The organism is Ignatzschineria sp. 22MB058224 (assembly GCF_058188435.1).
The window spans coordinates 1,473,965-1,487,417 of sequence record NZ_CP187366.1 but is presented as its reverse complement, the minus strand read 5'-3'; the positions used below and the strand labels follow the sequence as shown (position 1 = coordinate 1,487,417).

Annotated in this window: 9 protein-coding genes; 4 read left to right on the top strand and 5 right to left on the bottom strand. The window is 39.6% G+C overall.

What is annotated here, in order from left to right; translation table 11 throughout:
• Positions 1 to 64: 64 nt before the first annotated feature.
• Positions 65 to 2,410 (bottom strand): TonB-dependent hemoglobin/transferrin/lactoferrin family receptor, encoded by a 2,346-nt coding sequence (locus ACPF7B_RS06560; RefSeq protein ID WP_490505025.1) that lies wholly within the window; start codon positions 2,408 to 2,410, stop codon positions 65 to 67.
• Between the two features lie 451 nt (positions 2,411 to 2,861).
• On the opposite strand from ACPF7B_RS06560, the gene ACPF7B_RS06555 reads away from it, so the two are divergent.
• Positions 2,862 to 3,986, top strand: coding sequence for an esterase-like activity of phytase family protein (locus ACPF7B_RS06555; RefSeq protein WP_490505024.1), 1,125 nt, complete (start codon positions 2,862 to 2,864; stop codon positions 3,984 to 3,986).
• Here ACPF7B_RS06555 and ygiD read toward each other — a convergent pair.
• From ygiD to ACPF7B_RS06535, 4 genes are read right to left on the bottom strand one after another with little or no spacing between them, the layout of a single operon-like run.
• Positions 3,975 to 4,790, bottom strand: a complete 816-nt coding sequence (ygiD, locus tag ACPF7B_RS06550) for a 4,5-DOPA-extradiol-dioxygenase (protein ID WP_490505023.1) — start codon at positions 4,788 to 4,790, stop codon at positions 3,975 to 3,977. The genes ACPF7B_RS06555 and ygiD overlap by 12 nt on opposite strands.
• Before the next feature lie 20 nt (positions 4,791 to 4,810).
• On the bottom strand, positions 4,811 to 5,380 hold the full coding sequence (locus ACPF7B_RS06545) for a LemA family protein (RefSeq protein WP_490505022.1): 570 nt from the start codon (positions 5,378 to 5,380) through the stop codon (positions 4,811 to 4,813).
• 43 nt (positions 5,381 to 5,423) lie between these two features.
• Positions 5,424 to 6,446 carry a hypothetical protein gene (locus ACPF7B_RS06540; RefSeq protein WP_490505021.1) on the bottom strand — a complete coding sequence of 341 codons (1,023 nt, stop codon included), beginning with the start codon at positions 6,444 to 6,446 and terminating at the stop codon, positions 5,424 to 5,426.
• A gap of 42 nt (positions 6,447 to 6,488) precedes the next feature.
• A complete protein-coding gene (locus ACPF7B_RS06535; RefSeq protein WP_490505020.1) occupies positions 6,489 to 7,943 on the bottom strand; it encodes a DUF4139 domain-containing protein in 1,455 nt (484 codons plus the stop codon).
• A gap of 291 nt (positions 7,944 to 8,234) precedes the next feature.
• On the opposite strand from ACPF7B_RS06535, the gene ptsP reads away from it, so the two are divergent.
• From ptsP to ACPF7B_RS06520, 3 genes are read left to right on the top strand one after another with little or no spacing between them, the layout of a single operon-like run.
• Complete coding sequence (gene ptsP / locus ACPF7B_RS06530; protein WP_490505019.1) at positions 8,235 to 10,757, top strand: phosphoenolpyruvate--protein phosphotransferase; 2,523 nt, start codon at positions 8,235 to 8,237, stop codon at positions 10,755 to 10,757.
• Positions 10,754 to 11,689: a 1-phosphofructokinase family hexose kinase gene (locus ACPF7B_RS06525; protein ID WP_490505018.1), complete on the top strand. Its 936-nt coding sequence runs from the start codon at positions 10,754 to 10,756 to the stop codon at positions 11,687 to 11,689. Before ptsP ends, ACPF7B_RS06525 begins: the two co-directional genes overlap by 4 nt.
• Entirely contained in the window at positions 11,686 to 13,443 is a 1,758-nt protein-coding gene (locus tag ACPF7B_RS06520) for a PTS fructose transporter subunit IIC (protein ID WP_490505017.1), read from the top strand. The genes ACPF7B_RS06525 and ACPF7B_RS06520 overlap by 4 nt, the downstream gene beginning before the upstream one ends.
• Positions 13,444 to 13,453 lie beyond the last annotated feature (10 nt).

The following is a 13,453-nucleotide window of genomic DNA, read 5'->3' as shown; positions in this document are numbered from 1 at the left end:
TTGAAGAAGAGATATCATTAATGCTTTTGAGGAAGGTATTAAACAGTTTGCTAGGAACTCTTTCTTAGAATTCATACTTCACAGAGAGTGCGGCATTGAATCCGGGATTAGAAGCGCGTCTTAAGTCCGTGCTATCTCGATTTAATAACCGATTACTCCATGTTGTGTATTCCTTATTGAGGATGTTATAGAGCCCTGCGTTGATGGTAATGTCACGTGTAGGCTTATATTCAGCGATTAGATCGACAGTTGCATATCCAGGGCCGGGTTTAGGGGGCTCCATTGGTAAGCCATCGAGACTAGGTTCATTGATATTAATATTTTTGGCTTTTTTCGCTTGTACCGCAGTAATACGGGCGCTCAAGTAGAGTTGATCGAGATAGGTATAATCCACACCTAATACAGCAGTAAGTGGTTCAACACTGTTAATTGGATTATTAGTACCTTTCTCTTTACCTTTGGCATAGGCAAGACTTCCATTGATTCCTATCGTACCGTTGCCATTTTGAATCGTAAAGAGATCCATGTGCCCTTTGAGCTCTAAACCATAAATTTTACTTTTATCAAGATTGATCGCTTGGAATATGCGATATCCTGTTAATGGATCTGGTGCTACTTCCTGCCGTTCTTCAATAAAGTTCTTATAATCTACATAGAAACCAGTGACAGAGAATGATTTGGTATCATCTAAATAATTCCACCCAAGTTCATAGGACTTACTTGATTCAGGTTTAAGATTAGGGCTAGATTTACTTATATAACCATGCGCAGGATTCCCAAATCCTACATTAACCGCACTAAATGTGGGAGCTCTAAAGCCTTCAGAATAGTTAAAGAAAAGAGTGTTTTCTTCAGTAGGATGCCATAAAAGAGCAAGTCGTTTTGAAAATTGGCTTTTACTTACCGAAACAGGTGCTTCAACACCTGGGTTTGCTGTTTGATAAGGGCCACCAGCCTTGGGTGAGAGTTTATAGTGATCGTAACGAACCCCAGCAATGACCTCAAATTGCCCATCATAGAAACTAATACGATCTTGTAAGAAAATGCCTAATTCTTTTACTTTTGAATCTGGAAAACTTTTATTTGGGAAAATTTCCGTCTCATCCCAAGCCCCTGTCGGTAGAATGATAGTTGATCCATTTCGTTCAGTGGTGATTTTACTATGGCGGTAGTTTAGACCATAAGTAAGGTTATGGAAAATAACATCATTTTGGGCAATACCTTTGGTAAACTCTGCACCAAAGCCATAGGTTTTATTTTTAAAATCACTATAACGGGTGCGATAAGTCGTTTTAGAGCCTGTTGCTGGCGGTCTCAAAGGTGTCATACGTGTTTCATTATGATCTTGTGTTGCCTTATTATCTTGATAGTAGATATTCCAGAATCCGCGATCAAAAAGCGCAGTTTCTTGATTGAAATCGTGGCGTAACGTTACCTGTTGGCGCTTATTCACATCTTTCGTGTGTAGCGTCAGATATTTAATATTATATTTTGATGTATAGTTAAATTGAGAAAGCGGATCAACATCGACAGTATCCTTGAAGTTTTCATAGGTTAAGCTAAAACGATGGTCTGCATTCGGTTCAAACACCCATTTAGTTAAGAAATTATAGCTATCAGATTCTGACTTATTGGGATGGGTTCTATCCGGGCCTAGTAGTGCTTCTGAAGAAGCTTTTCCCTGATAATTCTCCCGTTCATGCGGATTAGTATAGGTAAGGCGGGCAAAAGCTGAGAGTGTGTCTGTTAAGCGACCAGCAACCGTTCCTGAAAGAAGCGTTTCACGGGTCGCGGTTCTGTAACCTGCTTTGACTTCGCCTCCAAAGCGGTTATCCCCACGAATAAAGTCACTGGGATCTTTTGTTTGCATAAAGATACCGCCGGCAAGGGCACTGCCACCATAGAGCGTAGACATTGGACCCTTGATAATATCAACACTCTTCATCGCATCAATATCAAAGTAGTTTCTGCCTGTCGAGAGATAACTTCCAAAGCTATAAGTCATCGGAACAGGAGCTCCATCTACTGAGATTAACACGCGATCACTGCCAATACCGCGAATACGAATATCACTTAAACTTCCGGAGTTATTGAGATCAACCGTGACACCTGGCTCATAAGTCAGAAGATTCGCAAGATTTGTGGCATTTAATCGGTCTACTTCTTGCACGCCAAAGTGGGCGATTGTCGCTGCACTTTCGGCAATGGCAAGTTCCTCTTTTAGCGCGCCTGTAACGATAACTTTGCTTAATTGTACTGTCGGAGTCAAGCTGTTTTCTTGTGAGGAAAGTGTGACAATTCCTTCAGCATTTTCGGTATTCTCAGTTACCCACTCGGGTGTTTGAGCGTGTGAAAATGACGTCAAAAATATTGATGACACGCAGATCGATAGGAGGGAACGTTTATACATGGATGTACACTCTTTCTATATGTTGTTGTTTAACAAATAATTTTGATTATTTAATGCGAATGATATCAATTCTTATTTGTGTATTTTTCACAATAAAATATTTCTTGTCAAATAATATGTTTTATAAGAAAAAGTTATACTGAAATCTCATGGGGTAGATAGGCGAAATTTTGTGGCAAAAATAGTAGCTTTTAGCCGCTGATGAATTGTTATAAATTTATTTTTTGTGTAAAAAATAAGCAAACTATTTTTAGGGTTGTTGCTACTCTTTTTTAGATTGTATCGAGTGATAATTCGTCTTTTGATAGATTGTTTTAGAATAAAAAGGTTGAATTTTTTCTTGCTAAGAGAGCGATTATAGTTAAAGGGATTTTTTATTTTTGTTGGTCATCTTCGTGACATATAACACTTTTAAAATGGATTTATCTTTGCCATTTTAGGAGCTTTTCTAATGTCTCGATTTATTCGTATAATGCTACTGATAGTGTTGTTGTCTTTGGTATCTTTATTTAGTCAGGCAGAGCAATTTAGCTTAATTGGGGAATATGTAATTCCAACTGCTACAACAATAGATAATCGGCCATTTGGAGGGATTTCGGGGATTGTCTATGATCCAATACAGCAGCGATACTACGGGATATCGGATGCGCGTAATACTGAATCAGAAGGACCTGCACGATTCTATTCTTTAATAATAGCGCTTGATGAAAAAGGTATTCATCACGTGATGATTGAGGAAGTCAATTACTTGCTAAATTCTCAAGGAAAATCGATTGCCAATGGTGATGTGGATGGGGAAGGAATCGCGCTTCTTCCCAATGGAGACGGTATATTCTGGTCATCCGAGTTAGGTTCTGGTCTACGTGCAGCAGATTTTTCGGGAAATTTTATCGCCGATTATGCGGCAAAAATTCCCGCTTACTATTCAACGCGTGATGAGGTTATTGGTACACGAAATAATAATTCCTTTGAAGCCCTATCGATAACGCCAGATAAACGATATCTCTTTATGGCGATCGAAGGTGGGTTAAAACAAGATGGCCCAAAAAGTAGTTCAATCAATACATCTCCAGCGCGAATTTTAAAGTTTAGGCTTAATAAGGAAGGCGTTCCAACATTAGTGGGCGAATATCTCTACAATGTTGATCCTATTCCTATCGTCTCAAAATATGGGCTGAGTGATAATGGCATTTCAGACATATTAGCGTTGAATGATCATCATCTGCTATTAATTGAACGTTCAGGCAGAAGTATTTCAGAAGATAATAAAACCTGGAGCTTTAATATTCGTGTTTATCGGGTAGATTTAGCACAGAGTAGTAATATTAAAGGGATCGAGAGTCTCAATCAGTTTGAAAAAATTCAAACATTACAACCCGCACAAAAAGAGCAGATTATCGATTTTTCTAAACTTGTTGATAATCCGGATAACCTTGAAGCATTAACCTTTGGTCCGGAGATTAATGGGCATAAAACTTTGCTCTTTGTTTCGGATAATAACTTTAATCCAAAGCAACGGACGCAATTTTATCTATTTATCGATGATCAGGATTATTTGAAAAATTTAACCCATTAAAAAACTAGTCATTGCCAACGAGCCCATGACGGATTGATCGTTAAAGGTGAGAGTTTCATCTTGGGGCTGTTGTAATCCTAAAATATAAAGAAGCGGTAAGAAATGCTCTGGGGTTGGGATTGCTAATTTAAAATCATGACCTTGTTCACGGAATCGAATAAGTGGATCGTAGTCACGACTTTCAACAAGATTTACGATTGATTCCCTTGCAGTTTCTGCCCAGTCAAAGCCACTATCTGGTTTATAAAAGTCAATGCGTCGAAGGTTGTGAACAATATTGCCACTTCCGATGATTAAAACGCCTTGTTCGCGAAGAATTGCTAGTTCTTTCGCAAGCTCAAAATGAGCTTTTGGAGAGAGCTGTTGATTAAGGCTAAGTTGCAATACGGGAATGTCCGCATTAGGGAATATATGGCAAATAACAGCCCATGTTCCATGATCTAATCCCCACTCATGATCAAGCGCGATATGTTGATTGAGCGTATGTATTCTCTTTGCTAATAGTGGATCGCCGGGGGCGGGGTAGTGCATCTCATAGAGTGCCGTTGGGAAGTTGTAAAAATCATGAATCGTTTTAGGCATCTCCATCGCAGTAATAAGGCTGCTTTGGCTTTCCCAATGGGCAGATATCGAGAGAATTGCCGAAGGTTTTGGTATATGCTTCCCAAGTTGTTGCCAATTTTGAGTAAACCGATTCTTTTCAATTGCATTCATTGGCGAGCCATGTCCTAAAAAGAGGATTGGCATGCGTCCTGTTGAAGCAAAAGAATCGGTATACTTTTTTAGTTGTTGAAGCGTGATCATGATGATGTTTACGGTGATTTTTAAAAGTTTGGTTTGTATTCAAAATTGCCCGCAGCGGTAGTATCCGTAAAGACATTTAAACGTTCTTTGTGCGTGATATGTTTATTTACTAATACATTTGGAAATACTTCAATTTTGGTATTAAATTTTTCAACATTTGCGTTGTAGATACGAATACTTGCGGCAATATTTCCTTCAAGTTCTGATAATTCGCGCATAAAGTTTTTATAAATTTCCGATGCTTTAAGATCAGGATAGTTCTCTGCTACTATGTTGATATTTGAGAGTAAGGCTTTTGATTGATCATTAACGCGTTTTAAAGCGTCAACATCTGTTTGATTAGGTGAGATTGATTGTAGTGCCGTGCGTAGCTCAGTCACATTTTGCAAAACATCAGACTCATGGACTTTATAGTCTTGTACCATTTCTTCGAGTCTTGGGAGAAGGCGTGTTTTTTGAAGTTCTTGGGCAATTACATCTGCCCATGCACGTTGACTTGCATTATAAAAACCGATAATGCTGTTATGAACAGAGAGAATATAGAGGGCAATAATCGCCGCAATAGCAATAATAAAAATGAAAAAAGACATTGTAAGCTCCTTATATTAGTAGTGTTTTTTTAGAAATAGTTCGTTAAGCAAAGTTATTATCATTCTCATGAATAAGATGACATAAAATTTTTAAAGTACGTTCTAGCTTGGGCGCTTTGGTAATGCCTTTAACTTCTTCTAAGAATGCATCAGTTTCAGCAAGAGAATATTTACGTTGATAATTGAGTAGATCATTATTGTTGAATGACATGAGTAATTCTCCTTGGTTGTTGGTTTGAATAAGGAGTCCTGAATACTCATCAGGTAATGTCTCAAGCAGTTCAACAACACGCGGTTTTAAAAATTTTGCTGCAAAATGCTCATCCTGTGTATGGACGATAAATTGTTTACGGAAATTCAGTGATGCTGGTGCATAATCCCCCTCATTAAGGCCAAATATCCGTTTTTGACGACGAATTGAGAGTTTACTCTTTGTTGGAAAAGAGATAATAATGCCATACCGATCGTAGTGATCATAGACTTTTTTAGTAGTTGTTCGACCATTAGAATCCCGCTCTTCAACAGTTCGTTCATTAATATAGTGAAATTGATAACAATGAAATTCAACTGTTTCGTTACTGTCTACCGCGTCAGGATCATTAAAATGCCCACGAATCATCTGATAGATCTCCTGCGAATAATTTCCATGGTTAAAGTCGGAAAAACGATTTTGCAATGCCGATAAGGTGAATGCTTCGGAATTCGAAAATTCTAAATTATTATCAAATAGAAAATCTCGATAGAAGATTCGGGAGGAAAGATCTTTAAGTAATTTTCGCCGAGTATTGAAACGTACAAAAAGAATAATGGCAATAAAGATTGATAACGCGATTAGAAATATTGCGAAGCCTGAACCAACGAGTGGTCCGAGATAAATGCCGATTAAAAAGAGCAAAACCACTCCGCCGGCATATGCTAAATAATCGCGGTTATCAAACTTTAAGTTCCCATTAAACTGCTTTGCTTTCTCAATCACATTCAGTAAATCTTGGGGCGATGATGCGTTTGAAACTGCATCATTGGCCTCACTGATAAAGTCTTTTAAATCTATATTGTGTTGAAACATAAGCAACTAATTCTTAGTAAAGAGGAATGGTTAGTATGCCATTTATTCAAATTGTGTGTAACGAATAGTGTAAGTAATGGTTGTTTCACTCTCTTTTGGAAGTGTAAATGCCCACTGAACTTTATCACCATCTAATTCATGTTTTTGACTCTCTTGAATAATCTCCCAGTTGAGATTCTGTTCCATAGAAGGTGTTTCGGAAACAATAATATCTGCGGCTTCTTTTTTAGCATTTGCAATGATTAATTTGATTGTTAGTTCACATTCATCTTTATTAATCACTTTACACTCGCTCTGTGAACGTTTAAGTGTGATATCAAAAGCATTGCCGGTCGTAAGCGTTACAGTCTGTTTATTTGGTGTTGCTTGAAGTATTGACTCACCTATAAACGTGTTAACGTTATCATTTTCTTGATAGAGGCGGATGATTCCAAAAGGCAGCGGGAAACCTAAATGCGCTGCTTCATCATTGGTGAATTGTAAAGAGATCTGTGCATTTTGGAAATTACTACTCTTTTCAAAAACTCGATCATGTCCAATGTTATTATCAAAATGGTAAGTTTTAATAAATGGAATATCTGTACTTTCAAAAAGGACAAGTTGTGTCTCTTCGTTATTTTTTAAGGTCGAAGTAGTTGGAATTTTATAGAGGTAAAAATCCCCTAATGCTTGCGGAATAATCTTGGTAGAACGTTCCATCGGGCTATCCATCGCCATTGCCATACTAGCTAAGGCGTAATTTTGACGGTTTGGTGAATAGCTCTGAATAATATTTGGTTCGCCGGCAACTAGGTGAATCTGTGCATTGTCGTAATCGATACCACTTTGATTGTTGATATTTGCCCATGCGGTTAAATGTAGTTTTCGATTTTTATCATCGATTTGTGCGATGTAATCAGTAGACCAAGAGATACCATCGGTCAGATAGTGAAGATTCGCAGTATAGTTCTGATCTTGTTCAGGAAGATTACTCATCTCTATTGATAAAACCGGCGTATTTGTGAGTCCTTCAGGGATAGCAGGGAAAGCAAGACGAGCATCTTGTGGGAGATTGAGTTCGATTCGATCTTTATATTGCAACATTAATCCATTGTTATATGAGATGATTTTTGCATTTTCTCGTTGCTCTTTTCCATCAACAACGGATAAGATTTGAACTTCTTTTCCAAGATAACTTTCGATAAGTGCATTTGGGGAGAGGATATTACGATTGAGCTTTTTTGTGGTAATTTCTGGAATCGGTGCTTCTGTTGCATTACTGTTAAAAGAGAGGAAAAGCGTTGATATTCGAGCAGACGGTGAAATATTTGATAAAAAGAGTTGAGGCTCAGCCTGGTTAAGTATGAGGTTGCGAGTTTCTTGAATAAGCGCGACATTGCCTTGATAAATAGAAATAAGTGGTGCGCTTGATGGGATTTCAGGAGCGGCAAATAACGGGGACGCAATATACGATGCGATAAGCGTGGGTAGGAAGTACTTCAATCCTGTTTTTTTCATGACTAATGGCCTTTATCAAAGTGTATATGAAAGTGAAAAAATAGTCTTATATCAATTTTTTTGATAAAAAATGAAAATAAGTAGAAAAATTCAAAGAAATTTTAGCGATAATATTGATATAACTTTAGAAGTCTTAATTCTTAGTAATTGTCAGTGAGTTATTTAGCCAGTTAAATATTTTACTATAAATATACAGGATTTATCAGCAAGATAATTTCTTTTATAATTGACTTATCGAGCAATGTGGCTAAAAGTAGTAGTTACCGGATTTTACTTAAATTGGAGGTTGTTATGGCATCAATTACGAAGCTTGTTCTATCCGATTCATCTATTAAGCTCGATGCAGTACCAAGAACGAAAGAAGAGGCAATCCGCGAGGTTGGTAATATTCTTATTGCAACAAAAGCAGTCTCACCCGATTTTATCAAAAGTATGCTTAAACGCGAAGCTGTATCGAACACTTACTTGGGCTCTGGTATTGCAATTCCTCATGGGATGGTTGAGGACAAAATGCTCATTAAAGAAGATGCCATAGCAGTTCTTCAGGTTCCGGATGGTGTTGAGTGGAATGATGGCGAAAAAGCTCGTTTGATTGTGGGAATCGCTGCTAAAGGTGATACTCATATTACGGTTCTTCGTCGTTTAACAAGATTAATGCAAGATAAATCTTTGTTGGAAAAACTCCAAAAAACAACCGATAAACAAGATATTTTAGATGCACTACTCTCGGATGATAATGGTGTAAATTCATCGCCAATACCTCTAACAGAGGTTAATGATCTCGCGGTGAGTTTTGAGTGGACTGTGGATTATCCATCAGGCTTACATGCGCGGCCCTCAACAACCTGGGCGGATGCGGCAAAAAAAGCGGGTATTCCAATGCAAGTTCGTCATCAAAATGAAGTGGCAGATTTAAGCAATATGGTGGCGCTTCTACAACTAGGGTTGCGTAAAGGAGATACCGTTGTGATCTCTGCTGAAGGTGAAAATGCGGAAAGGTTATTGGAAGAATTTAAATCCGTGATTACAGATTTATCAGCGCAAGAGATTGCGGATGCTAAAAAAGCTGCTGAATCACTTCTAACAGTAAAACATGGTGGTTGGCAACCAGATACTGATATCACGCCTATCGCTGGTGTTATGGCAAGTCCAGGTTTTTCGATGGGGCGCGTCTATTATCTCGAGCAGACGGCTGTCGAAGTACCTGATAAGCCTGTCTCATTGAAAGAGGGAAGTGATCTCCTTGATCGCGCAATAGAAAAAACACTGCTGCAATTAAAATCGATTATCGATGATACAACGCGTCGTTTAGGCGCTAAAGATGCAGAAATTTTCAAAGCACAAACCGCTATTTTGGAAGATCAGGAATTAATTACTAAAGCCTGTCAGGAGATAGTTGCCGGCCATGGTGTTGCTTGGTCATGGCATGAGGCTGTTGAAAAACGAGCCGAAGCGCTTGCTAAAAATGGAAATCCTCTTATAGCAGCACGTGCGATTGATGTGCGTGATATTGGTCAGCGAGTATTGGCAAATATCGATCCCTCTTTGCGTCGTCATTCATTAACGAATCTTCCTGAAGGTGAATTTGTCATTGTCACTGATGACTTAACACCTTCAGATACCGCAGGCTTAGATCCTAATAAAGTAAAAGGTATTGCCACATTTTCTGGTGGACCCACTTCGCATACCGCAATTTTAGCGAGGACATTAGGAATTCCAGCAGTTGTTGCAATTGGTAATGGATTGAAAGATCTAAAAGAAGAGGATTTTTTAATTGTTGATGGTGATGCTGGGCGCGTCTATCTCAATCCTAATGAAGCGAGTCTAACATCTGCTAAATCATGGATGCAAAAACTTGCAGATGAACGAGCGGAAGCAGAAAAAAACCGTCAATTGCCAGCAACCTCAACCGATGGCAAAACAATGATGATCGCTGCGAATATCAATCGCCCTGATCAAGTTGAGATGGCATTATCTGAAGGGGCCGAAGGTGTTGGTTTGATGCGTACTGAATTTCTCTTCTTAGAACGTGGTGATACGCCGACTGAAGATGAACAGTATAAAACGTATAAAGAGATGGGACGTCGATTAAAAGGAAGAGGTCTCATTATCCGTACACTTGATATCGGTGGTGATAAACAGGTAGCGCATCTTAAGTTACCTCATGAAGAGAATCCATTTTTAGGGGTTCGTGGGTCACGGCTTCTGTTAAGACGATTGGATCTGTTATTGCCACAATTACGCGCACTTTATCGTGCGGCAATTGAGGTGGAAAATCTTCATATCATGTTCCCAATGATCACATCCATATCGGAAATTTTAACATTGAAAGATCATTGTGAAGAGGTACGTAAATCGTTAAATGCACCGAAAGTACCGATTGGTATTATGATAGAAGTACCAGCGGCGGCGGCACTTTCAGATAAATTAGCAGAACATGTTGATTTCTTCTCAATTGGGACAAATGACTTAACGCAATATACCTTGGCGATTGACCGTCAAAATCCAGCGTTAGCGGCGGAAGCAAATAGTTTACATCCTGCTGTTTTACGTTTGATTGCCAAAACAGTTGAAGGTGCGAAGAAATTTAATCGCAGCGTTGGTGTCTGTGGAGGGCTTGCCGGCGATCCATTAGGTGCAGAAATTTTAATGGGCTTGGGTGTTGATGAACTTTCAATGACACCGCGTGATATTCCAGCTGTCAAAGCAAGACTTCGTAATCGTGCCTTTACTCAGATGGAAGCAATCGCACAAAAAGCATTAAATTTTGATAATGCAAGCGATGTTGAAGCATTGCGAGGAGAGAATGCATGAGCATCATAACCGTTACACTCAACCCAGCGATTGATCAGACCATCGCTGTGGACTCTCTGAAAATTGGGGAGGTTCAACGAGCAAATTCAGTACATTATAACGCCGGAGGTAAAGGCATTATGGTGGCGTCATGTCTAGCAGATTGGGGACGTTCACCAATTTTTGCGACAGGTATCCTCGGTCAGGGAAATGCGATGATTTTTGAGCAAGCATTGAAGGATAAGTCAATCACGAATCAATTTAAAATGGTGGAAGGGGCTAATCGCACCAATATTAAGATTGTGGACGCTGAAGAGACGACCGATATTAATCTGCCGGGAATTGTCTCGAGTGATGAAAGCTTGGGGGATATTGCCAATATTATTGGTGAACAGCATGAATTAACGATTTTGTCAGGTTCTTTACCAACTGGGATGAGTTCAGCAGGCTATCGTAAGCTTATTAGTCAACTCCCTTCTTCCACAAATATAATTCTAGACGCCTCTGGTGAAGCGTTAATTGAAGCATTAAAAGGGGAGCGATTACCGATCTGTGTGAAGCCTAATGAGTTAGAGTTATCACAATGGGCGGGCCGGAAACTGATATCAACTGATGACATCTTAATGGAAGCAAAGCGATTGGTGTTATTAGGTATTAAATTAGTGGTGATTTCAATGGGATCGGATGGTGCATATTTCCTTTCTAAGGAAGGTATTATTCGAGCAATATTAAAAGCGCCAAAAGTAGTAACAACAGTGGGTGCCGGTGATGCGATGGTTGCAGGGATTGCAGCAGCAATATCTGAAAAAGGAAATCTAGAGCGTATCGCTCGGTTAGCGACTGCTTTTGCAGTATCAACATTAGCATTTATTGGACCGCATCTGCCAAGTAGTGACGTTGTGGAGTCTTTTGCCAAAAGTGTTCAGATTGAACAAGTGGAGGGTTTATTATGAATCGGAAATTATGGGTTGTTATTGGACCGCAACCATCAGAAGTCAAACGAATCATTCTCTTAGAAGCTCTAAAAAACGCCGCTGAAGAACAGAATATAGCTCTTGATGTTGGCGAAATAATAGAGGAAGGGAAACTCCCAACATTCTCTAAAAATCCAAAAGCAGATAGTGGGGTATTACTGGTAGGGGTTCAAGAAGAATATCTTCCTGACATTGCCGGTAATGTTGAGTATGTATCTGTTGATGCGCTCCTTGAATCACCGAGCACCGTTTTAGCAAATAGTAAGGTTTTAGGAGGGGCAGCAAACTCTTGTGCATCTACGCAAACAGCGTCAGTGGAACCTAAGCCAAGTGGCGAAGTGAAAAATATTGTGGGGATCACATCCTGCCCAACAGGGATTGCTCATACCTTTATGGCAGCAGAGGGTTTAGTCAATGCGGGTAAAACTCTCGGTTTGAATGTCCGTATTGAGACACAAGGTTCAGTGGGAGCACAAGATGTTTTAACGCCACAAGAGATTCAAGATGCTGATTTAGTGATCATTGCAGCGGATCGAGAAGTTGATCGTACGCGTTTTACAGGGAAACGTGTTTATGCGACCGGTACTAAAAAAGCCATCAGTAATGGTCCTGAATTGATTGAACAAGCGATTAAGGAAGCTCGTGTTCAATCGGGAAGTGCTTCTGATGATGTGACGGAAGATACAGGGGAAAAAGTGAAATCTACCGGTGTTTATAAACATTTAATGAACGGTGTTTCATTTATGTTGCCATTTGTTGTTGCCGGTGGTCTTTTAATGGCAATTGCATTTGCTGTTGGAGGAATTGATGTCGGTAATGCAGAAGGGACGTTAGGCTATTACCTTTTCATGATTGGAAGTCAATACGGTTTAGGGTTAATGGTTCCTATTTTGGCCGGTTATATTGCCTTCTCAATTGCTGATAGACCTGGCTTAGCGCCGGGGATGATTGGTGGAATGTTAGCAACTTGGACGGGTTCAGGGTTCTTAGGGGGGATTGTTGCCGGATTCCTTGCCGGTTATTTTGTCCGTTTTCTTGTGCGAAACCTCAAACTTCCAAAAACATTGGAGGGGCTCAAGCCAATACTGATTTTACCATTATTAGGAACTACTTTTGTGGGGCTGGTAATGGTCTATATTGTAGGGGAGCCTGTTGCGTATGTTCTTCATGCACTAGAAGGTTGGCTCAAAGGTATGCAAGGTACTAGTGGTTTACTCGTTGGGGCATTGCTTGGTGGAATGATGGCTCTTGATATGGGCGGTCCTTTGAATAAGGCTGCTTATGCAACGTCAGTAGCATTAATTGGGCAGGGTATTTATGGTCCGATGGGAGCTGTTATGGCAGCCGGTATGGTACCACCGCTTGCAGCTGCGTTGGCAACGCGTATATACCGAAGTAAATTTACGAAAGATGAGTATCAATCAGGTGTTGCGACAGCAGTTTTAGGATTATCGTTTATCAGTGAAGGAGCCATTCCATTTGCAGCACGTGATCCTTTACGTGTCATTCCATCGTTTGTTGTGGGTGCAGCTGTTGCAGGTGGTATTTCCATGATGCTTGGTTGTGAACTTAAGGCACCACATGGTGGAATATTTGTGCTCTTTATTCCTGGAGCAATTACTCATCTTTTAGGTTATATTACCGCGATAGTTACGGGAACGGTGGTTTCGACATTCTTGCTTTGCACCTTCAAGAAAAAAGTGGTTGTTGAGTCTGTAAAAGTGACTGCATAATGTAAAGTGA